The 22792-nt window shown below is 63.9% G+C and carries 12 protein-coding genes; 6 read left to right on the plus strand and 6 right to left on the minus strand.

All coding sequences use genetic code 11. From position 1 onward, the window contains the following. Window positions 1-62: 62 nt before the first annotated feature. The gene (locus tag AB4Y34_RS33955; RefSeq protein ID WP_368718526.1) at window positions 63-788 is read right to left on the minus strand and encodes an LrgB family protein; all 726 of its coding nucleotides are present in this window, start codon (window positions 786-788) and stop codon (window positions 63-65) included. Then, on the minus strand, window positions 785-1153 hold the full coding sequence (locus AB4Y34_RS33960; protein ID WP_368718536.1) for a CidA/LrgA family protein: 369 nt from the start codon (window positions 1151-1153) through the stop codon (window positions 785-787). Before AB4Y34_RS33960 ends, AB4Y34_RS33955 begins: the two co-directional genes overlap by 4 nt. 234 nt (window positions 1154-1387) lie before the next feature. On the opposite strand from AB4Y34_RS33960, the gene AB4Y34_RS33965 reads away from it, so the two are divergent. Beyond that, window positions 1388-2338 carry a LysR family transcriptional regulator gene (locus AB4Y34_RS33965; RefSeq protein WP_176380088.1) on the plus strand — a complete coding sequence of 317 codons (951 nt, stop codon included), beginning with the start codon at window positions 1388-1390 and terminating at the stop codon, window positions 2336-2338. Between the two features lie 76 nt (window positions 2339-2414). Here AB4Y34_RS33965 and AB4Y34_RS33970 read toward each other — a convergent pair whose 3' ends face one another. Next, window positions 2415-4040, minus strand: coding sequence for a GMC family oxidoreductase (locus AB4Y34_RS33970; protein ID WP_368718527.1), 1626 nt, complete (start codon window positions 4038-4040; stop codon window positions 2415-2417). A gap of 317 nt (window positions 4041-4357) precedes the next feature. On the opposite strand from AB4Y34_RS33970, the gene AB4Y34_RS33975 reads away from it, so the two are divergent. Next, window positions 4358-6046 (plus strand): isovaleryl-CoA dehydrogenase, encoded by a 1689-nt coding sequence (locus AB4Y34_RS33975; RefSeq protein WP_368718528.1) that lies wholly within the window; start codon window positions 4358-4360, stop codon window positions 6044-6046. Between the two features lie 109 nt (window positions 6047-6155). Next, the gene (locus AB4Y34_RS33980; protein WP_368718529.1) at window positions 6156-7574 is read left to right on the plus strand and encodes a coniferyl aldehyde dehydrogenase; all 1419 of its coding nucleotides are present in this window, start codon (window positions 6156-6158) and stop codon (window positions 7572-7574) included. Window positions 7575-7665: 91 nt separating this feature from the next. Here the strand turns inward: AB4Y34_RS33980 and AB4Y34_RS33985 are convergent, their stop codons facing one another. Beyond that, window positions 7666-7923 carry a hypothetical protein gene (locus AB4Y34_RS33985; protein WP_176380084.1) on the minus strand — a complete coding sequence of 86 codons (258 nt, stop codon included), beginning with the start codon at window positions 7921-7923 and terminating at the stop codon, window positions 7666-7668. Between the two features lie 238 nt (window positions 7924-8161). On the opposite strand from AB4Y34_RS33985, the gene AB4Y34_RS33990 reads away from it, so the two are divergent. The 3 genes from AB4Y34_RS33990 to AB4Y34_RS34000 all read left to right on the plus strand — a co-directional run bounded on the left by AB4Y34_RS33990 (window position 8162) and on the right by AB4Y34_RS34000 (window position 18714). Beyond that, window positions 8162-16456: a hemagglutinin repeat-containing protein gene (locus AB4Y34_RS33990; protein WP_368718530.1), complete on the plus strand. Its 8295-nt coding sequence runs from the start codon at window positions 8162-8164 to the stop codon at window positions 16454-16456. Continuing rightward, window positions 16456-16860, plus strand: a complete 405-nt coding sequence (locus AB4Y34_RS33995; RefSeq protein ID WP_368718531.1) for a hypothetical protein — start codon at window positions 16456-16458, stop codon at window positions 16858-16860. Before AB4Y34_RS33990 ends, AB4Y34_RS33995 begins: the two co-directional genes overlap by 1 nt. Before the next feature lie 96 nt (window positions 16861-16956). Next, window positions 16957-18714 (plus strand): ShlB/FhaC/HecB family hemolysin secretion/activation protein, encoded by a 1758-nt coding sequence (locus AB4Y34_RS34000; protein WP_368718532.1) that lies wholly within the window; start codon window positions 16957-16959, stop codon window positions 18712-18714. Window positions 18715-19140: 426 nt separating this feature from the next. Here AB4Y34_RS34000 and AB4Y34_RS34005 read toward each other — a convergent pair whose 3' ends face one another. Beyond that, window positions 19141-20424 carry a cytochrome-c peroxidase gene (locus AB4Y34_RS34005; protein ID WP_368718533.1) on the minus strand — a complete coding sequence of 428 codons (1284 nt, stop codon included), beginning with the start codon at window positions 20422-20424 and terminating at the stop codon, window positions 19141-19143. A gap of 6 nt (window positions 20425-20430) precedes the next feature. Further along, window positions 20431-22338, minus strand: a complete 1908-nt coding sequence (locus AB4Y34_RS34010; RefSeq protein WP_368718534.1) for an alkaline phosphatase family protein — start codon at window positions 22336-22338, stop codon at window positions 20431-20433. Window positions 22339-22792 lie beyond the last annotated feature (454 nt).

Consider the following 22792-nt stretch of genomic DNA (forward strand, 5'->3'; position numbering starts at 1 on the left):
GAACGGCGATTGTAGCAAATCGAGATGACTTCGGCGTGCGCGGGATGGCGTGGCGCGCTGGTTCAGATCGGCAGCAGTCCCAGCATCGGCGCGAGCAGCACCATCGCGACGCCGGCGATCATCATCGTCAGGCTGGACACCACGCCCTCCTCGCTGCCGAGCTCGCGTGCCTTGGCGGTGCCGACGCCGTGCGCGGCCGCGCCGAACAGCGCGCCGCGCGCGAGCCGCGTGCGCAGCGGCATGAACGCGAGCACGAGTTCGCCGAACAGCATGCCGCAGACGCCTGTCGCGATCACGAACAGCGCGCTCAGGTCCTTCGGCGCGTGAATCCGGTCGGACACGGCGAGCGCGAACGGCGTCGACACCGAGCGCGTCATCAGGCTGCGCTGCAATTCCGGCGACAGATGCAGCAGCTTCGCGAGCATCAGCGAGCCGCCGACGCCGACCAGAATGCCCACCGTCACGCCGACGGACAGCGAGATCCAGTGGCGCTTCAGCAGTGCGCGGTACTCGTAGATCGGCACGGCGAACGCGACCGTCGCGGGGCCGAGCAGCCACATCAGCCAGCGCGTGTCTTCGAAGTACAGCGAATACGGAATGTGCGCGAGCGCGACGATCGCAACGAGCGCGGCCGGCACGGTCAGCATCGGCGTGAGCCACGGCGAGCGCACGCGCGCATACAACGCCTTCGACGCGAAATACAGCGCGATCGTCAGCACGAGGCAGCCTGCCGCGATCAGGCGAGAGACGTCGTCGGCCAGCAGCGAAGCAAAAAAGTGCGGGTTCATCGGCGTTCGCGCGACAGACTGCCTACCTCGCGCGCAACCCGCACCCGGCGCAGCGCGAAACGTCGTTCGACGCGCGCGGCCTGATCGACGGCGCACGCCACCGCGACCATCACCATCAGCGTGCCGGCGATCACGACCAGCGCGAGGCGCCAGCCGTCCGCGCGGAACAGGCCGCCGTATTGCACAGCGGCGACCGCGGCCGGAATGAAGAACAGCAGCATGTCGGACAGCAGCCAGTCCGCGCCGGCCTTGACCCAGCGCGGCGCGACGCCGCCGCATAACAGCAGCGCGAGCAGCACGACGAGGCCGAGCACGCCGCCCGGCACCGGCAGATGCAGCCGGCGCACGATGAAATCCGCGCCCATCCACAGCACGGCGATCGCGGCGCTTTGCACGGCGATGCGTGCAACCCGGCCGAAGCCACCCGGGCCGCCGCTCGAACCGCCATCGGCGGGAGGAACGGAACGGGCGAAAACTGGGGTGGACATGGCATTCCTTGGCTGACTCGGAAGCATTCAGTATGGGGCGCATCGCGCCATAAACAAAATGACTTACAATCATCGGAACCATTCCAAACTGGAATTCTGGAGGCCGCGATCATGGAACTCCGCGCGCTGCGCTATTTCGTCGAAGTGGTCCGTCAACAGAGCTTCACGGTCGCCGCCGAGCAGATGTTCGTCACGCAGCCGACCATCAGCAAAATGGTCAAGTCGCTGGAAGATGAAATCGGCTCGCCGCTGCTGCTGCGCGACGGCCGTCAGATGGTGTTGACCGACGTAGGCCGGGTCGTCTATCAGCGCGGCCAGGACGTGCTCGCCGCGCACGCGCAACTGCAGGCCGAACTGAACGATCTCGACACCCTTGGGCGCGGTGAACTCGCAATCGGCATCCCGCCGATGGGCGGCGAGCTCTTCACCCCCGCAATCGCCGCGTTCCGCCAGCGCTATCCGAAGATCGAACTGAAGCTGTTCGAGCAGGGCTCGCGCGCGATCGAAGCCGCGCTGATCAACGGCGAGCTGGAACTCGGCGGGGTGCTGCAGCCGGTCGATCCCGACAACATCGACGTGCTGCCAATGTCGCGCCAGTTGCTGTGGCTCGTCGCGCGCACCGGCTCGCGCTGGGATGCGTTGAACGAGGTGCCGCTCGCGCAGCTCGCGAACGAGCCGTTCGTGTTTTACGGCGAGAGCCTCGCGTTGAACGACGTCGTGCTGAACGCGTGCCGCGCGGCGGGGTTTGCGCCGGCTATCGTCGGGCGTAGCGGGCATTGGGACTTCATGGCGGCGCTGGTGCTGGCCGGCGTCGGCATCGCGCTGCTGCCGGCGCCCTATTGCCGCCGGCTCGACCCCGCGCAGTTCACCTGCCGCCCGGTCGTCGAACCGGAGATCCCGTGGGAAATGGCGATCGGCTGGCGCCGCAACGGCTATCTGTCGCACGCGGCGCGCGCATGGCTCGACGTCGCGCGCGAAACGCTGCCGACGCACGTCAGCGACGATTTCATGCTCGGACCGGGAATCGGCTTCAACGGAATCGCAGCGCCGGACGAAGCTTAGCTACCCGCGCACGAGTGACGCGCGGCGGGCGGTTGCATTGCGCCGCCGCGTTTCTCGAACTCGTCGTCAGCGGCGATCAAACCGCCTGCGCCGACATCCCCGCTCCCTGTCGCCGGCTCGCCGCGATCAACTCCGCGGCCCGTTCGCCGATCATCACCGTCGGAGAATTGGTGTTGCCGCCTATCAGTGTCGGCATCACCGACGCATCGACGATCCTCAACCCCGTTACGCCGCGCACGCGCAATTGCGGATCGACGACCGAGCGCGCGTCGCCGCCCATCCGGCAGGTCGCGACCGGGTGATAGATCGTGTCCGCGCGCTCGGCGATCGTCTGGCGCAGTTCGGCGTCCGATTGCCCCGGCCGCGTGTACAACTCCTCGCCGCCATGAAGCGCGAGCGACGGCGCGTCGAGAATGCGCCGCGCGATCTTCGCGCCCTCGACGAGCAGATCGAGGTCGCGCGCATCGCTCAGAAAGCGCGGATCGATCAGCGGCGCGACACGCGCATCGGCGCTCGCGAGCGTCACGGAGCCGCGGCTATGCGGACGCAGCACGCACACGTGCAGCGAATAGCCGTGGCCCCAGTGCATATGGCGGTTGTGATCGTCGACGATCGCCGCGCAGAAATGCAATTGCAGATCGGGCCGCTCGAGCGTCGGCCGGGTCTTCAGAAACCCGCCCGCCTCGGCGACGTTGCTCGACAGCATGCCGCGCTCGTGCCGCATGAACGTGACGAATTGCGGCAGCATCCGTGCGATGCCGCGCACCGAGAAACCGACCGGCTCGATCGACCTCACCCGCTTGTTGATCGTGAAATCGATGTGATCGGTCAGGTTCTGGCCGACTTCGGGTGCATCGTGCAGCACGTCGATGCCGACCGAGCGCAAATGCGCGGCCGGCCCGATACCCGAGCACATCAGTAGTTGCGGCGAGTTGAACGCGCCCGCGGCGAGCACGACCTCGGCGCGCGCGGCGAGCGTTTCGATCCGGCCGCCGCGCGCGATCTCGACGCCGCTCGCGCGCTTGCCGTCGAACACGACGCGCAGCACGGTTGCATCGGCGATCGCGTGCAGGTTCGCGCGCGGCCGGTCGTAGATATACGCGCGCGCAACGCTGCAGCGGCGTCCGTCGCGCTGCGTGACCTGATAGAAACCGATGCCTTCCTGGTCCGCGCCGTTGAAATCGTCGTTCGCCTTGTAGCCCGCTTCGAGCGCGGCCTGCACGAAGCGCTTTGAAAACGGATTCTTGAAGCGCAGATCGGACACCGTCAGCGGACCGGCCTCGCCATGCCACGCATCGGCGCCGCGCTCGTTGTCTTCGGCGCGGCGGAAATACGGCAGCACCTCGGCCCACGACCAGCCGTCGCAGCCGAGCCGCGCCCACTCGTCGTAATCGAGCGGATGGCCGCGCGTATAGATCATCGCGTTGATCGCGCTCGATCCGCCGAAACCGCGGCCGCGCGGCTGATAGCCCTGGCGACCGGCGAGCCCCGGCTGCGGCGTGGTCAGGTAGCCGTAGTTGGTCTTCAGCCGGTTCGGCACCACGGCCGCGACGCCGACCGGCATGTTCACCAGCAGATTGCGCTCGGTATGCGGACCGGCTTCGATCAACGCGATGGTCGCGTCGGGACAGCTATCCGCGAGACGGCTCGCGAGCGCGCAGCCACCCGAGCCCGCACCGACGATGATGTAGTCGTATTGCATGCGCTCCTCCTGATGGGCCGCGTTGCTCGCGGACCCTGTCTCGTGCACACTTGTCTACGTGTGTTTTCTGCGCATTGTAGGGAGCGTTTTGGGGCTGCGGCCGCTTACTGACAGAACGATTCCTCTAAACGCCGGCGGCATCGCGCCCCTATGATGAAAGGCGCGCACGGGCCGCGCGCGGCACGCAAACACGGCGCGGCGCGCGCCTTTCTCCCCCCAATCCGGCATCACGCGCGGCGCCCGAACAGATGCGTCGAAACACGTCGCGGATGCCATCGGCAAAGCGGCGCACAATAGCGAAAGCACGGAGACAGCAGATGGAACGGCACGGCTTCGGCCAGACTCACGAGGTGACGAATCAGGCGCCTGCGCTCGCGGACTACAACCTGTTCGCGAGCGACGCCGCCTTGAGCGCGGCCGTCGATCGCGACGGCGCGAGCTGGCATCGCGAGGCGCTGCTGCGACACGGCGCTGCGCTGACGACGCCCGACACGCTCGCGCTCGCCGAGCTCGCCAACCGTCACACACCGGAGCTGGTCACGCATAGTCCGCGCGGTGAGCGCATCGACGCGCTCGAGTTTCATCCCGCGTGGCACGAACTGCTCGTGCTGCTGCGCCGCGAAGGACTGCACGCGCTGCCGTTTTCCGATCCGCGAAGCGGCGCGATGGCCGCGCGCTGCGCCGGCTACTTCATGCATGCGCAGATCGAATCCGGCTCGCTGTGTCCGCTGACGATGACCTTCGCGAGCATTCCGGTGTTGCAGCGCGAGTCCGCGTTGTTCGACACACTGCGCGAGCAGTTGTACACGCGCGAGCACGATCCGCGCGACGTGCCGCTCACGCAGAAACGCTCGATGATGATCGGCATGGGCATGACCGAGAAGCAGGGCGGCTCCGACGTGCGCAGCAACCAGACGCGAGCGCATGCGCTCGACGGTGCCGGCGGGCGCGGCGGCGCCTACGGGCTCATCGGTCATAAGTGGTTTTTCTCGGCGCCGCAATGCGACGCGCATCTGGTGCTCGCGCGCACCGGCACACACGAGGGACTGTCGTGCTTCTTCGTGCCGCGCTTCGCGCCGGACGGCAGCAAGAACGCGGTGCAGATCCAGCGCCTGAAGGACAAGCTCGGCAACCGCTCCAACGCAAGCAGCGAAGTCGAATTTCTCGACGCATACGGCGTGATGATCGGCGACGAAGGACGCGGCGTGCCGACCATCATCGAAATGGCGAACTACACGCGGCTCGATTGTGTGATCGGCAGCGCCGCGCTGATGCGCGCCGCGCTCGTGCAGGCGATCCATCATGCGCGGCATCGCAGCGCGTTCGGCCGGCACCTTGCCGAGCAGCCGCTGATGCGCAACGTGCTTGCCGATCTCGCGCTCGAATCGGAAGCGGCGACGGTGCTGTTCATGCGTCTCGCGCGCGCCTTCGAGGAATCCGCCGACGCGTCGTCGGCTTCATCGGCCGAACGCGCGTGGCGGCGCATCGTTACGCCGGCCGCGAAGTACTGGGTCTGCAAGCGCGCGCTCGAATTCACCGGTGAGGCGATGGAAGTGTGGGGCGGCAACGGCTACGTCGAAACCGGGCCGATGGCGCGCTTCTATCGCGAGGCGCCGGTCAACTCGATCTGGGAAGGCTCGGGCAACGTGATGTGCCTCGACGTGCTGCGCGCGATGGAGCGCGAGCCGCAAGCCGCGCAAGCGCTGTTCGCCGCCTGGCAGGACGTCGCGCGCGCGCATCCGGCGTTGGGGGCGGCGCTCGCGCGTCTGACCGCAACGCTGAACGGGCCAGCTGAACAGCGCGAGGCGTCGGCACGACGTATCGCGCAGCAGATCGTGCTGTTCGCCCAGGCGGCGCTGCTCGCCCAGCACGCGCCCGCGGCGGTCGCCGACGCGTTCATCGCGACGCGTGTCGCCGACGGTTGCGGCGAAAGCGGCCGCGTGTACGGCACGCTGCCGGCCACGTTCGATCACGCGGCGATCATCGAGCGCGCCTTTCCCGCTTAAGCGCGGCGGGGCACGCTAACTCCGGGCGCTCCGCTCGCAATACCGACGCCAAGCTCAATCCAATAAGCGCGCTCGACGCGCATCGTCATCCATCAGGGAGTGGACTCACATGAAGAATGATCTGGCGGGAGTCGCCGCGCTCGAAGCGCTGCTGCGCGATCAACGTCACGCGCATCTGCGCGCGCCGTATCCGTCGTGGGACACGCGCGCGACGCATCTGCGCGCGCTGCGCAAGCTGATGCTCGACAATCGCGACGCACTCGCCGATGCGATGCACGCGGACTTCGGCAATCGCGCGAAGGAAGAAGTGCTGCTCGCCGAATTCCTGCTCGTGAAGGAAGAGATCGACGCCGCGCTGCGTCACGGCAAGCGCTGGATGAAAGCGCAGCGCCGCCGCACCAACAAATGGCTGCTGCCGGCGCGCGCGAAGGTGGTGCCGCAGCCGCTCGGCGTGGTCGGCATCATCGTGCCGTGGAATTACCCCGTGTTGCTCGCGGTCGGGCCGTTGATCAGCGCGCTGACGGCCGGCAATCGCGCGATCATCAAGATGTCCGAGCTGACGCCGCGCACCTCGGCGCTATTCGAGTTGCTGATCGGCCAGACCTTCGCGCGCAATCACGTCGCGGTCGTCAACGGCGATGCGGCGCTCGCGGCCGCGTTCAGCGCGCAGCCGTTCGATCATCTGCTGTTCACCGGCTCGACGAAGGTCGGCCACGAAGTGATGCGCGCGGCGGCCGAGCATCTGACGCCGGTCACGCTCGAACTCGGCGGCAAGTCGCCGGCGCTGATCGGCGCGCATGCGCGTTTCGACAACGCGGTCGACAACCTGATCGCCGGCAAGACGCTGAACGCCGGGCAGACCTGCGTCGCGCCCGACTACGTGCTGGTGCCGCGCGGCAAGGAGCAGGCGTTCATCGAACGGGCGCGCGTGCGAATGGCGAGGATGTACCCGAATTTCGCGCAGAACCGGGACTACACGTCGATCATTTCGGCGCGGCACTTCGAGCGGCTCGAACGCCTCGCCGACGAAGCGCGGGCTGCGGGTGCGCAGTTGCATGCGCTAACCGACGCGACGCCCGATGCCGCGAGCCGGCGCTTTCCGCCGATCGCCGTAACCGGCGCGCCGAAAGAATGCGCGCTGATGCAGGAGGAGATTTTTGGGCCGCTGTTGCCGCTCGTGCCGTACGACACGCTCGATGATGCGATCGCATGGATCAATACGCGGCCGCGGCCGCTGGCGCTTTATCTCTATGCCGACGATGCGCGGACTATTGAGCGTGTCACGCTCGAAACTATTGCCGGTGGCATGGCGGTTAATGAGACGCTGATGCAGCTTGCCTGTGAGAGTTTGCCTTTCGGCGGGGTTGGGGCGAGTGGGATGGGGGCGTACCACGGGTATGAGGGGTTCGTTGCGTTTTCGAAGATGAAGCCCGTGCTCATGCAGGCGCGATTGAATGCGCGGGGGTTGATCTCGCCGCCCTACGGTCGGCGTGTGAATGCGTTGTTGAAGTTGATGATGAAGTTTTGATTTTTACCTTGGGCGAGGTGAGGGCTTTGGCCGCTTTCCATCATTGCGAACGGCAAGGGCGGCAACTTGAATATCGCGTCATATTTGCGAATCAATAATCAGGAATCTTTCCGTAACCGCATAGGAAAGACACGAACAGCGCCGGCTGCTGGAAGTCCTGGTCCATATCGGCGGAGACTACCGGCGCATCAATGACTGCGATCACGAACTGTTCACCGCTCTGGGGCTCGACGCGAAGGACCTTCCGAACCGGCGACTCACGCGTCGTGATGCGGCAGACCTTCTCGACGACGTGGCACAAAGCGCAGGCGACAGTCTGGCGGCTTTGAGCGCTCTCGCGACGAAGCACGAACCCGTTGATCCCTGACGGCAAAGGCGGGCCGATGCCGCCTTTCCGTCTGCGTCGCAGTAAAACCGGTAGTCAGCTGACGGATATTCGAATCCACATATTTCCGAAAAAAAACGTCCATCAGACCGCTCCGATTTTCGAAAATCTGTTGTCATCGCGCATTCATTAACATTGCCTGACAGATCTGAAAAGCATGTTGGCCTATCTTCGGAAGATAGCCAAAAAAGCGTCACGCAAAATGAATAAGAATATCTTCCGGCTGGTATTCAGCCGCTGTCGGGGCATGCTCGTTGCCGTCGCAGAAACAGCCGTCGCCCATGGCCGGACCGGTGACGGCGAAACGCGCGCGCCTTGCACTCCGGTTTCCATCATGCAGTTCGCGATTCGCCACGTGGCCTTTGCCGTGCTGGTGCTCGCCGGATTCGCTCCCGCTCTGTCGGACGCACAGATCGTCCCCTCTGGCGCGAACGCCCCGAACGTGATCAGTACGGCGAACGGGTTACCACAGGTGAACGTGAACCGGCCGTCGGGGAGTGGTGGCGTATCACTGAATACCTATTCGCAATTTGACGTCTCACGTTCAGGCGTGATTCTGAACAATTCACCCGTGATAACGGGCACGCAGCAGGCCGGGCAGATCAACGGCAACCCGAATTTCGGGGCGAACCAGGCTGCGCGCATCATCGTGAACCAGGTCAACAGCAGCGCGGCGAGTCAGATCAACGGCATGCTCGAAGTGGCAGGACAACGCGCAGAGGTGGTGATAGCTAACGGTTCCGGCATTTCGGTGAACGGCGGCGGCTTTCTGAATACCTCGCGCGCCATTCTGACGACAGGCACGCCGAACTTTGCCCCGGATGGTTCGCTCACCGGTTTTAATGTGACTCGCGGCAACATCACCGTGCAGGGAGCGGGACTCGACGGCTCGACTGTGGATCAGGTTGACCTGCTGGCCCGAGCGGTGCAGGCCAATGCGGAGGTGTACGCCGGGAAAAACCTGAACGTCATCACCGGTGCAAACCAGATCGGTCACGACTCACTGGCGTTCACGCCGATTGCGGGCGACGGACCCGCACCGGCCGTCTCGATTGACGTGAGCCAGCTGGGCGGCATGTACAGCGGGCGGATTTTTCTGGCGAGCAACGAGTACGGTGTCGGTGTTTCGAACCAGGGCGTAATCGCCGCGCAGGCGGGCGACCTGACGCTGCAATCGAACGGTCTGCTGTCCCTCACCGGCAGGACCAGCGCGAGCGGTAATCTTGCCGCCACCGCCGCCGATATCCAGAACAGCGGCACGACCTACGCGCAGCAAAGCGCGACGCTTTCGGCCAGCGGTACGGTCACGAACAGCGGCATGGTGGCCGCGCAGCAGAATACGACCGTCAACGCCGCCAGCGTGAATTCAACTGGCACGCTTGCGGCGGGCGTGAACGGCGACGGCTCGCTCGCGCAAACCGGCGACCTGAATGTAAGCGCATCCGGCGCTGTCACCTCAACCGGCCGCAATGTGGCAGGCGGCAATGTGAGCGTGAGCGGCGCGGCGGTCAATCTCGCGGGCGCGACCAGTTCGGCGAATGGCGCGCTTTCCCTCGCTGCGAACAGCGGTGACCTGAACCTGTCGGGCGCGACCACGACGGCGGGCGGCACGCTCGACGCTCGCGCGGCAGGCACACTCACGAACGACAACGGTGCAATGTCATCGGGCGGCGCGCAGACCATCACGGCGGGCGCACTCTCGAACCGCAACGGCCAGATCGTTTCGGGTGGTCCGCTGACGGCTAACGTGACAGGTGCTGTGTCGAACGCAGGCGGCACGATGCAGGCGGCGGGGGCGCTAACGGCGAACGCAGGCAGCCTCGACAATACGGCAGGACACATCGCCTCACTCAATGGCGATGGCCTGAGCGTCTTCACGACGGGCCTGCTGAACAACGGCGCGGGCGGCACCATCGGCGGCAACGGGAGCGTGACCGCGCAGGCCGGGCAGCTTGCCAACGCGGGCTCGATCACGGCAGTGCGGTCGCTGATCGCCCGCGCCGTGCAGACGCTATTCAACGGCGGCATCCTGGCCGCCAACGGCAACACGACCGTCTCGGCGGGCACGGTGTTGACCAGTTCCGGCGCGATCGGAGCCGGCCAGCTGGCGAGCGCAAGCGCCACGACAATCGACAACAGCGCGGGCGCGATCAGCGCGAACCAGATCGCGCTGCACGGAACGAATCTCGTCAACCACGGCGGCACGATCACGCAGACCGGAACCGGCGCGACGACGCTCGACGTGACCGGTACGCTCGACAACTCGGCAGGCGGCACACTCCAGACCAACAGCACGGACCTGACTCTTGCACCGGCCGCGCTCGACAACGACGGCGGCACGATTACGCATGCGGGTACCGGCACGCTGACGATTACGCCGGGTAACGGTGCCGGGACAATCTCGAACGTTCACGGAACGATCATCACTGCCGGTCAGATCGCGGCGCAGGCCGGGAGCCTGAACAACGCGACGGGCGTGTTCGCCGCGCAGGGCAAGATCGCGGCGAGCATCGCAGGCAATATCAACAATACGCAGGGCGCGATGCGCTCGCTCACGTCCCTCTCGCTCGCCAGTGGCGGCATGCTGACGAATACGAACGGACAGATCCAGTCGGGCACGGGCTTGGCGGGCGATGCGAGCACGCTCGGCGTTCAGGCTGCGTCGATCGACAATACGAACGGTCTCATCAGCAACCTCGGCACGGGCGATGCGACCGTGCAGGGTGGCAGGCAGATCGTCAACAGTGGCGGTGTCATGACGGGCAACGGTAATGTGGCCGTCGGCACGTCATTGCTCTCCAATATCCGGGGCGGACAACTGAGCGGCGCGAGCCTCGCGGTTCAGGCGGATACCGTCGACAACAGCGGCGGCAGGATCGGTAGTTTTGCGGGCTGGACTGGCGACGTTGCCATCACGACGACCGGCGCGGTGACGAACGCGAACGGCCAGATTGGCGCGACGCATGATCTGTCCGTGAATGCCGCGACGCTCACGGGCGGTGGTGCCTACAGCGCGGCTCATGACGTGGCAGTGAGCGTTCAGGGCGATTTCGCGCCCACGCCCGATGTGCAGTTCAACGCCGGTCATGACCTGTCCTTCACCCTGCCGGGCGCGTTCAGCAACGGCGCGCTGGTTGAGGCGGCGAACAACCTGAACGTCCATGCCGCCGATGTCCGCAACAGCGGTGTCATGATGGCGGGCGGCACGCTCGCGACGCATTCGGACACGCTGGAAAATACGGGCGTGATGGTCGGCGGCAGCGTCTCGCTGAACGCCACGCAATCGATCACGAACGTCGGGCCGACCGCGCTGATCGGTGCGACGGACAGTAACGGCCTGCTCGAACTGCTCGCGCCCGATATCGAGAACCGCGACGACACGACGCCGACCGATACGCAGGCGACCACCGCGATTTACGGTCTCGGCAAGGTCGTGCTGGCGGGTGGAAAAAACGCGGACGGCAGTTACACCAGCGCGAACCTGATCAACAACGTTTCGGCGCTGATCCAGTCCTCGGGCGACATGGGGCTGTACGCGACCCGGGTTACGAACACGCGGCGCGTGATGACGACCGACGGGTCCTACGTGGAGCCGCTGGACGTGAGTTCCCCGCTTGTCCAGGCGCTGGGTATCAGCCTGTCTGGCTGCGCGGCCATCGACATGGCGGCATGCGGTCCGGGCAATCCGCAGGTCCAGGGCCTCCAGTTTGATCCGAATGCTTCCAACTACGATCCCGCCGCCATCGCCGCGGTGCTGGCCCAACCAGGCGGCATGCCGGTCAATCCGCCGCACGGCGGCCAGTGGAACAGCACATACCAGTACACGACCTATACGGGGGTGGCGCTCGCGAACCTCATCACGGGGATCAGCCCGCAGGCGCAGATCATCGCCGGGGGCAACCTCGATGCGTCGAACGTCGGCACGTTCCAGAACTACTGGAGCGCCGTTGCTGCGGCGGGCAACATCGCCGCGCCCGTGACGCTCGACCAGAATAGCTGGCGCGGGCAACTTGCGCCCGGCCTGCAGGTAACCTATTCCGGCCAGTATCACTACAACAATTACGACAACACCGAACACAACTGGCAGTTGCCGTTCGGTAACGCGACGTTCGTGACCTCCAATCCGGGCGGCTACCAGGTCGCGCCAGCTGACATCCGCACCTACGCGCTGCCGAGCTACGAATCGACGTTTGTCGCGGGCAGCACGCTTTCCGGCACGGGCGTGAACATCGATAACACGGCGGGCAATGCAGGCGTCCCATCGCCCGGTCTTGCCCCCGGCCAGTCGCAGGGCGGCGTGACTGTTGGCGCAGTCAGCGGCGGCGGCCTCGTCAATCCGGTCATCGCCCGTGCGACTGCGCAGAACGTGCTGCAAAACCTCTCGATTCCCCAGGGCGGACTCTTCAGCCCCGCGAGCGCACCGGGCGCAACCTACCTGATCGAGACCAACCCGGCGTTCACGAACCAGAAGTCGTTCATATCGAGCGACTACTACCTGCAACAGCTTGGCCTGAACCCACAGACGACGGAAAAGCGCCTGGGCGACGGATTCTACGAACAGCAACTGGTTCGCAACCAGATTACGTCGCTCACCGGCAAGGCGGTACTCGGTCCGTACACCGACCTTCAGTCGATGTATCAGGCGCTGCTCGACGCGGGCGCGTCACTGTCGAAGTCGCTCGATCTGCCGCTCGGCATGAGCCTGTCGGCTGAACAGGTGGCCGCGCTCACGAGTAACGTCATCATCATGCAGACCGAGACCGTCAACGGGCAGCAGGTACTCGTACCGGTCGTCTATCTCGCGAAGGCCAGCCAGCAGGACATGAACGGGCCGTTGATCGCAGCGACCGACATCGACCTTCAGAACACGCAGACGTTCACGAATAGCGGCACGGTGCAGGCAGGCAATACGCTGTCGATCCAGGGCCAGCAGATCGACAACGCGTTCGGCAAGCTGCAAAGCGGCGGCCTGATGTCGCTGGCGACCACCGGCAATGTGGACCTGACCTCGGCCACGGTGAATGCGGGCAGCCTCGCGCTGAACGCAGGCGGCAACCTGATCCTCAATACGGCGGTGAATACCGTCGATCAGGTCAGCGCGACGGGAGCGACGCGTACCACGACCACGCTCGGCCCCATTGCGAACCTCAACGTCAAGGGCGACGCGGCCATTGTGACGGGGGGCAACCTTGAGCAGAACGGCGGCAACCTGAACGTGGGCGGCAACCTCGGCATGGCCGTGGGCGGCAACTACGATCTCGGCTCGGTGCAGACCGGCGAGCATAAGGTGGTCGCGGGCGCGAACGGCGTATCGGATACCGACTTCAACCAGACGACAGGCAGTTCGATTAACGTCGGCGGCGTCTCGCAGATCGGCGTGGGTGGCAACCTGACCGCGACGGGCGCTGATATCAACCTGGGCGGTGGCGGGACGGTTGCGGCGAACGGCGACGTCACGCTCCAGGCGGCGAAAGCGACCTCGACCGTCGACAGCAGCAGTTCCGGTAGCGATAGCCACGTCAGCTATTCAGCGTCGCAGCATACCTCAGCCGATACCCTGACAGGGACGACGCTTTATGCCGGAGATTCACTGACCGTCGCATCGGGCCACGATCTCAACCTCATCGGCAGCACGATCAGTCTCGACCAGGGGGCGGCGACGCTGACGGCAGCGAACAACGTCAACATCGGCGCGGCCACCGCGACCTATGTCGACAATTCGCAGGAACAGCACAGCCACAGCAATATCGTGAGCGGCAAGGAAGTGGCGAGTTCGAGCCACACCACCGCCACGCGCTCGCAGGGCAGTCTCGTGTCGGCTGACGCCGTGACGATCGCCAGCGGTAACGACATCAACGTCAAGGGCAGCACGATTGTTGGCACGAACGATGTCGCGCTCAGTGCTGCGCATGACGTGAATATCACGACGACGCAGGACACCATGCAGTCGTCCAGCACCTATCAGGAGACCCGAACGGGTCTGGGGACGAGCGGCCTGAGCGTGACGGTCGGCACCAACAAGCTCGCGACGACCAGTGAGGCATCGGGTGTCACGAACAACGCGAGCGCTGTCGGCTCGCTGAACGGCAACCTGTCAATCCAGGCGGGTAACACCCTGCACGTCACCGGCAGCGACCTTGTCGCGGGCGGGAACCTCGCCGGCACGGCGGCCAACGTCATCATCGACGCGGCCACCGATACATCGCACCAGGCGCAGACGCAGAAAACGAGCAGCAGCGGCCTCACGATTGGTCTGGCGGGTTCGGTCGGCGATGCGATCAACAACGCGTATTCGGAAAGTCAGGCGGCGAAGAATTCGGCCAGCACGGGCAACGACCGTGCGGCTGCGCTGCACAGCATCGCGGCGGCGGGCGACGTGGCCCTGACCGGTCTGACGTCTGCGGGCATGACAGCGGACGGCAAGCCGGACATCGGCATCAAGGTCAGCATCGGATCGAGCAAAAGCGAAAGCCAGTCGTCGGAAGATCAGACGATGCGGCGCGGCTCCAGCGTGCTGGCAGGCGGCACGGCGGGATTCGTGGCAACGAACGGCGACCTGACTATCGCCGGCTCGAACATCAGCGCGAACGATGTCATTCTGGCCGCGAAAGACCAGGTGAACGTCATCAACACGACGGACACCGATTCGACGCGCAGCTCGAACAGCTCCAGCAGCGCAAGCGTCGGCGTGCAGTACACGCTGGGCGGCGGCTTTGGCGTCTCGGCTGCGATGTCGAACGCGCATGGCGACGCGAACAGCGACGCGTCAATCCACAATGCTTCGCACGTGAACGGCGCGAACAGCGTCACGGTGATATCGGGCGGCGATACGAACATCATCGGCTCGCAGATCAATGGCAGGCAGATCGCGGCTGACGTGGGCGGCAACCTGAATATCGTGAGTGTGCAGGATGTGACGAACAGCGCCGCGCACCAGAGCAGCACGGGCGGCGGGTTCACAATCAGCCAGGGCGGCGGCAGCGCCAGCTTCAGCGCGCAGAACGGCCATGCCGATTCAAACTACGCGGGCGTCAACGAACAGGCTGGCATCAATGCGGGCGATGGCGGGTTCAACATCAACGTCAAGGGCAACACGGACCTGACGGGCGGCGTGATCTCAAGCACGGCCGACGCGTCGAACAACAGCCTGACGACCGGCACGCTCACGTTCAGCGATATCCAGAACCAGTCCCACTACAGCGCGAACAGCAACGGCATCAGTGCGGGCGTGGGCTTCGGTGGTAACACCGGCAAGGCGGTTGGCCCCGGCTCGGTGAGCGGCCATCCAGGCGTGTCGCCGATGATTTCGCAGAACGAAAGCGGCGACCAGAGCGCAACGACGCGCAGCGCGATCAGCGCGGGCACGATCAACGTGACGAACGGCGCGGGCCAGACGCAGGACGTGACGAACGGCGCGGGCCAGACGCAGGACGTGGCGAACCTGTCGCGCGATACAACGAACACGAACGGCACGGTTGCAAAAACGCCGGACGTGAACGCGATCCTGTCGCAGCAGGCCGACACGATGCAGGCTGCACAGGCGGCGGGTCAGACGGTGTCGCAAGGTATCGGCGCGTATGCGGACATGAAGCGTGACGACGCGCTCGACGCAGCAAAAACCGCCTACAAGAACGGCGACCTTGACGGCATGGCGGCTGCGCTGGCCGACTTCGATTCGTGGAGTGAGGGAGGCGATGCCAGAGCGGGCCTCCACTTCGCGGGCGGTGCGCTGATCGGCGGCCTGGGTGGCGGTGCGTTCGGTGCGGTGGGCGGCGCAGCAGGCGCGGCGATTTCTTCGAAGCTGGCTGACCAGATGAAGGGGCTCAGCGATTCGGTATCGGGCGCGACCGGTTCGTCGCTGCTCGGCAATCTGGCGGGGAATATTGCGTCGGGTCTTGCGGGCGCAGCGGTTGGTGGCACGGCGGGCGCGGCGATGGCATCGAACGTGAACCTGTACAACGCCGCGAACGACAAGAACGACACCGAGGCGAAGAAGGAGGCGCAGGAACTGAAGCAGGCGCTCGACAAGGAGCGCGCGATGCTGGGGCAGGCAGGTGCCAAAGTGCCAGCGGGTACCCAGGCCGCGACCGTGCCTTCGACACCGCTGGCTGCGGCGGCGGCAGCGGCCGGCAAGGGGGCGAAGGCCACAAACACGTCTGGCGATGCCGCACGGCTCGTGGGGCAAGGTCGCGAAACATCTGTCGCCAACATCGTCAATGGTTCAATATCAGGCGAGCAGGTTGCTGTCCCAGGGCTTGGCTCCACGGATATTGACGTCGTCGCGGCGAACGGTAATCTAATTGCTGTGGGTGGTCCGGCGAAAGCGAATAATGTCGGAAAGTTGGGGCAGGAGCTTCGTATCTACCAGACGATCGCTGATCAACGCGGGGTATCCGCACAAGCCTACTTCGCCGAGGGTACACCTCAGTCGGCAATCAACCTTGCAACAAAAATACTTGGTGAAGGTAACGTCAAGATTATTCCCGGGAGCAAATGATGGCGAAGCCTGTATGTCGAGTACTGATTCCCGAAACTTTGGAGCAAGCATTCCTCTTTGTCGTTGCCTTGCTGGACGGCCTAGGTCTGACGCTTACGAATCCAGACAGCTCAAAGATAACTACATGGACCGATGACGGGGACCAAGTAGAAATCGCTACCGGGAAGGTGCTCTCGGAAGTGCTCTCGGGGTCTCTGCGTAACGTCCAATTCTGGAGAAGCGCGAGTGAAGACGTTTTTGTTGCATGGGAGAATGCTCAAGGTCAATGTACTTTCACAATTTACCTTGATGGCTTGGATTCCGCTTTCGCGGTAGCGCTGACTGCGAAGTTCGCGGAGTCGGTATTGACGAAGTTTCGGTCTGGTTACGTTGATGGTCAGGCGTTCGCTGTTGAGTTTGAATAACGGTGGCATTTGTCCCGTCATTGTGATTTAACGTCCACGCCAAGTAGAAAATTCGGGGTGTGATCTTCCGGTCACACTCTCCTTGCTCACTTATACATGAAACTCCAAAAAAGGCTGGCGGCTCTGCCGCTCACAGCCCTGATAACGCTCGCCCATGCGCAGCAGACGCCGACGCCCACACCAGCGGACAAAGCAGCAGCGGCGCGCGCCAACGCTGAGCAGAACCAGCAGGTCGAGCAGCAACGCAATGCACAGGAACGCGAAGCGACGGTTAATGCGCCCTCGGTGCGCTCGGCGGTTGAGCGCGCCTCTGGCTGGTCTGATCTGCCGGCTGAAACGCCGTGCTTCCGCATTGACTCGTTCGTGCTTGACGTGCCAGTGACGCTCCCTGATGCCGTGCGCTCACAAGGCGCATCCGCATTGCCGCTCGACCGCTTCGCGTTTGCCCGCGAATGGCTCGACCACTACACGGGGCAATGCGTGGGCAAGGCAGGACTCGACACGCTCACGAAGGGACTGCAACAGGTCATCCTGAGCCGGGGCTACACCACCACGCGCGTGCTGCTGCCCGAGCAGGACCTCTCTACCGGCGCACTGAAGTTCGCGCTGGTGCCGGGTGTCGTGCGTGCGATCCGCTTCGCCGAACCTGCTACGCGCGGCACATGGAAAACCGCCTTCCCGGCCCGCGAGGGTGACCTGCTGAACCTGCGCGACCTCGAACAGGGACTCGAACAGATGAAGCGCGTCAGCAGCCAGGACGTGGACATGAAAATCGAGCCAACTGATGTACCTGGCGAAAGCGACATTGTCGTCACGGTAAAGCGCGTGAAGCCGTGGACAGTGGTCGCCTCGGTGGACAACTCGGGCACACGCGCGACCGGCAAGCTCCAGGGCAACCTGAGCCTGGGTATCGACAATCCGCTCGGGCTGAACGACGTTTTCAACGCCGGTGTGAGTCAGGACCTCGAATTCGGCGACAAAGGCCTCGGCTCGCACGGCTGGAACGGTTTCTACTCGATTCCGTGGGGTTACTGGACTGGCACGCTGTCGGCCTATACGAACACGTACTATCAGCAGATCGCAGGCGTCAACACGACTTTCGTGTCGAGCGGCAATTCTCAGACGGTTGATTTGAAACTGGCGCGGGTCCTGATGCGCAGCCAGAACAACGTACTCGGCGCGCAGTTCAGGCTCACGAAGCGCTTCGGTGAAAGCTTTATTGAAGACACCGCTATCCCGCAGCAGCGGCGCAACAACACATTCATCGAGGCGGGACTGACCGACCGTCACTACTTCGGCGCATCGCAGTTCGACGGCAGTCTCGCGTACCGTCAGGGTGTGGACGGACTTGGGGCGACACCAGACTTCTACGAGAATGGTCCGACCTACCGCTTCCGCATGGCCGTCCTCGACGCGAACCTGTCGGTGCCGTTCCAGATTGCGAACCAGCCGCTACGCTACGTCACAACCGTTCACGGCCAGTTCACCAACAACACGCTCAACTATATCGATGACCTGACCATTGGCAGTCGCTACACTGTGCGCGGCTTCGACGGCGAAACGATGCTCGCGGCCGAACGCGGTTTCTTCTGGCGCAACGAGCTTCAGTTACCGATCGGTTCGACGGGCCAGTCTGTGTATGCCGGTATCGACTACGGCCGCGTGTTCGGGCCAAACACCGCATTTCTCGCCGGTACCCAACTCGCGGGCGCGGTGATCGGTGTGCGCGGCAGCGCGTCGGCAAAGTTCGGTGCGCTCGCCTATGACCTTTTTGCAGGTACGCCGGTCTATAAACCGTCGGGCTTTCCAACTGCACGCGTGACGCTCGGCTTCCAGTTGACGGGGCAGTTCTGACAGACCGTCTGGGCCGTTTCCGCGCAGTCGCCGCAACTTCCCCACCTGCTCCCCACGGGACGCGTTTTAACGACCGCTGCAACCGGCTCAATCGCTGGAAGCCTTATGGGACAAGGCTTGTAGGGAATACGGTTGACTGCCCCTGTGCGGGGCGGCACCTACTTTCTTTGCTGCTGCAAAGAAAGTAGGCAAAGGAGACAGCTTTAAACCGCTAGCTCTTAAGCGGGTCCCTCGGTCCGCGTGAGGCAGTGGTGCATCTGGAATCCGTGCTTCCGCGCATTCCGCGTCAGTGACAAGGCAGTCATTCTTCCGGCGGCGCTGCACGCGCCGAAACCCTGTTCCAAAACCACTGGTTGTTTCGGCGCTTCGCTCGGAGTCGCCTCGACGTCTGCGGGACCTGTTGAGAAACGCCGTTCCGCCGCGACCTCAATGCGCTGCGACTCTTTTGTTCGCCTCTGCGTCGCTGTCGTTCAATGTCTCCAGAAAGGCGATCACGTCCCGGATATCGCTGTCCGACCAGACCGGCTTGCCGCCTTTGTGATTCGTCATCGGCGCGGTGCGATGGTCGACGTTGCTCTGGTATTGCACCGGCAGGTCGTCGAACTGCTGCTTGCCACCGGGATGCGGATACCACTTGCCCGGGTTCGTGTCGCGTTGCACGTAAAAGCGCAAAGCATCTTCGAGCGTGTGGAAGCGGCCGTTATGGAAAAACACCTGGCGGGTTGCGGTGTTGCGCAGCGTGGGCGTTCTGAACATCCCGCAGTACCACTTGTTGTCGGTCTTGTCGGTCCGCATCGGGCCGCACAAACCCAGGTCGTAGTACTTCGGATCGGCGTTGGCCGGAATCTCCGGGTTGCGTGGCACGCCCAGTGTCTGGAAGTTGTAGTCGGAAAGCGTCGGATGCGCACCGGCCGCGCCCTTGTCGACCAGGTGACACGACGCGCAGTTGCCTCGCTCGGGATCGACGAACAGGCTGAAGCCCCGCGCCTCCTGCGTAGTGAACTGCGCCTTGCCGTCCAGCACGCGATCGAACTTGCTGTCGAACGGCTGAAAGCTCGGATCGTCGAACTGGAAGCGCTCCAGCGACTTGCCGAGCGCCGCGAGCGCGTCGGCCGGACGCGAGAAGATGTCTTGACCGAACACGGCACGGAAACGCGCAGCGTAAGCGCTCCTGCTCAATCTGCTCGCGACCGCGGCAGCGTCCGCGTTGGCCATCTCGTCCGGATTCAAAAGCGGGAACGCGGCCTGGTCTGCCGGACGGTCGAAGCGCCCATCCCAGGTGTAGCCGCCGGAAGGCATGTTGTCGCCATCCTCCATGCGTTCCTTGGCGCTGCTCGCATACGTGTGCGTCCAGATCGGCACGCGCCGCAGATAGCGCAGCGATGGCACGGCACGCGTGCCGTAGTGCTTCATATCGGCGCCGCCCAGTTGCACAGCGAGGCCATTGGGCGGCCCATAGGCACGATCAGGGCTGTGACAGCTCGCACACGACTGCCGGCCCGACGCCGACAGCGACGGATCGAAAAAGGCCAGCTTGCCGATCGCGGCCATGTCCTTGTTGGAAGGCGCTGCGGAAGTTGCCGCGGGGGGTGTCGCGGCGGCAGCGGTGCTGATCGCCTCTTCCCTGGGGCCGCAGGCCGTGAGGAAGAAACTCGCAACGAGAAAAAGGGCCGCCCCCCGGGCGGTCCCTTTCGTAAAGTGCAAAGCCATCGATCCTTACTGAGTGAAGATGTCGGAGCCGAAGGCCGTCAGGTTCACATCGTTTGCATAGCCCAGATACTGCGGAATACCGAATATGTTTTCCAGGCTCTTGAGCAGCGAGTAGTGGTTGTAGCCCGTAGCGGTGGTCGTACCCGCCTTGATGAACGGTGACAACAGCACGGCCCCGGTGCGGTCGCCGCCCACGCCGTTGTAGTGCATGCCGAGGCTGAACGTGGTGGCCGTCGGGAATGCTGCCGTCAGCGCCGAAGCACTTGCCGAACCAAGCAATCCCGCAGCAGCGGAAATCGGATAGTTCGCCATCAGGAACTCGTCCTCGGGACGCGTCACATTAGGACCGCTCTGCTGGTTGGCAGTCGACGCGCCAGTCAGGTTGATCATCAGTTGCAGCGTCGTGCCGTTGAGGGACGGGCTATAACCGCCGCTGGACGCATTCGACTCATCGAAGTTGATGACGATCAGACCATCGCGCTGGTAAGCCGGCGAAGCCTGGATGATAGGAATCCACTTTTTCAGGAACGCGTCGATCGAAGTCAGACCGCCCGGTGCGCCGCTCTTGCAGCCCTTGCCTGCCGCGCCCGTGCCGTCGCCGTCATGCCCGTCATCGCACAGGTTCGGCGTGATGAACACGAGGTTCGGCGTGGTGTCGATCGACTTCAGATCGTTTTCCAGGTTTGCATCCAGATTCACGACATGCTGGTCGCAATATTCGATGTCGTCGATGATCGAGTGAAAGTACACGAACGGATTGTGACGCGTTGCGTAGGCGTCCGCGATGACGTCGCCGGACGCGGAACCCGCCGAAGCCGACTGCGTACCGTCAACCGCCTTGGCGGGATCAGTGCCCGCCAGCTTCGCGGTACGGGTCGGGAAGCTGCACGTCTTCGTGCCGTCGCGGTTCAGGTCGTTACCCATGTCGCCCATGTAGCCCTTCCAGGCGAACTTGGCGTTATCAAGCTGGTTGGCAAGCGTCTTGACGCGCGCCGGATACACACAGCCGCCGCCGGCGTGACCGTTCGCATCCGTGCCAGCCTTGAGCAGCTTGGCACCGTTGACCGGATCGGTGTAGTCGCCGGCATCGACGATGTCGGACCAGAGCGCGAAGCAGTCGGTCTCGGTATCCACCGTCGAGGGCTGACCGCTCATCATCGAGATGTAGTTATCGAGGCTGACGTGACCCGTACCGTAGTAGTTGGTCAGCATCGCGCCCTGCGTCGCGAGCGACTTCAGGTAAGGGTCCTGGCCACTGGTGGCCGCAGTCGTGCCAAAAGACTCCTCATAGTCCTTGTTTTCCATCGTGATCACGAAAACGTGGCGCACCGCTTTTGCGCCGACCACCGCTTTGATGTAGTTGTCGCTTGCGGTCTTCAGGCTGGCAAGGCTGCTGTCGCTGTTGAAGTCGCCGAGCAGCTTGTCGGCCGGCACGCTGCCGTACCTGGCTGCGAGCGTGCTCTTTGCGTCGTCGAGCGTGGCGCCGCCCGCCACCAGTTGAGCCAGTTGCGTGGTGATGGCGCTGACGGTGCCCGTCGCGCCCTTGGGCGCGCGGAAGAACGTGCCGGAACCGAACTGGGTGCCCATGTTGTTGCCATTGGCATCGTTTTCCCGCGCGTTGGTCAGATCGGCGACCACATTCTTCCAGCCGCCGTTGCTCGCGTCGCCAATGGAGAATTTGCCCTTGGCATCGGTCACCGCATAGGGCTCGCCGCTATCGCACTTGCCGTTGTCATTGAGGTCGAGACAGACCTTCGCATTCTGGATGTAGCTGCCGAGCACCTGGCCCGACACCTGGGGAACCATGCTGTTGCTGCCGCCACATGCGCTCAGGCCCGCCGCCACACCGATGCTGGCCAGCAGCGCACAAGCGCTCAACCGCAACATCCGACTCTTGTTCTTTGAAAAATCCATACGATGTCAATCCTCTACGCGCTGGACGGATGTCGTCTTATCGAAACCTCGCCCGATTATTGGAGTTATTGCTCGGCGGCAGTGTAAGAACGTGATGTGACAATTCCATTGCATGTTTGAAAGCAATGCACTTTGACACGCCACGGAGTCGACGATTACGCACCCGCTAACCCGAAATGCCGTTAATGGTCGGCTGCCGCATTTGAGTTGGAGTACTGCGCGGCGTCAGTTCCTTCGATAAGGGCGGGGCCCAATGCCGCCTTTTTTAGTCATCCTGCGTGAGCAGGAATATGCAATAGAAATAGAGATAACCGACACGATAGTAAATAGTCGGGTCTGAATAATTCGTTTTGGACGGCGCTTGCCCTCACGGCTGGTATTCGACAGCGATTGAGCGGTTGAGCAAAGCGGCCAGAACAGCGGCGTAAAAAAGCCTCAGCTTCCTGAGGATCAT

The sequence above is a fragment of the Paraburkholderia sp. BR10954 genome, from assembly GCF_040965775.1.
In the GTDB taxonomy this organism is placed as follows: domain Bacteria; phylum Pseudomonadota; class Gammaproteobacteria; order Burkholderiales; family Burkholderiaceae; genus Paraburkholderia; species Paraburkholderia youngii.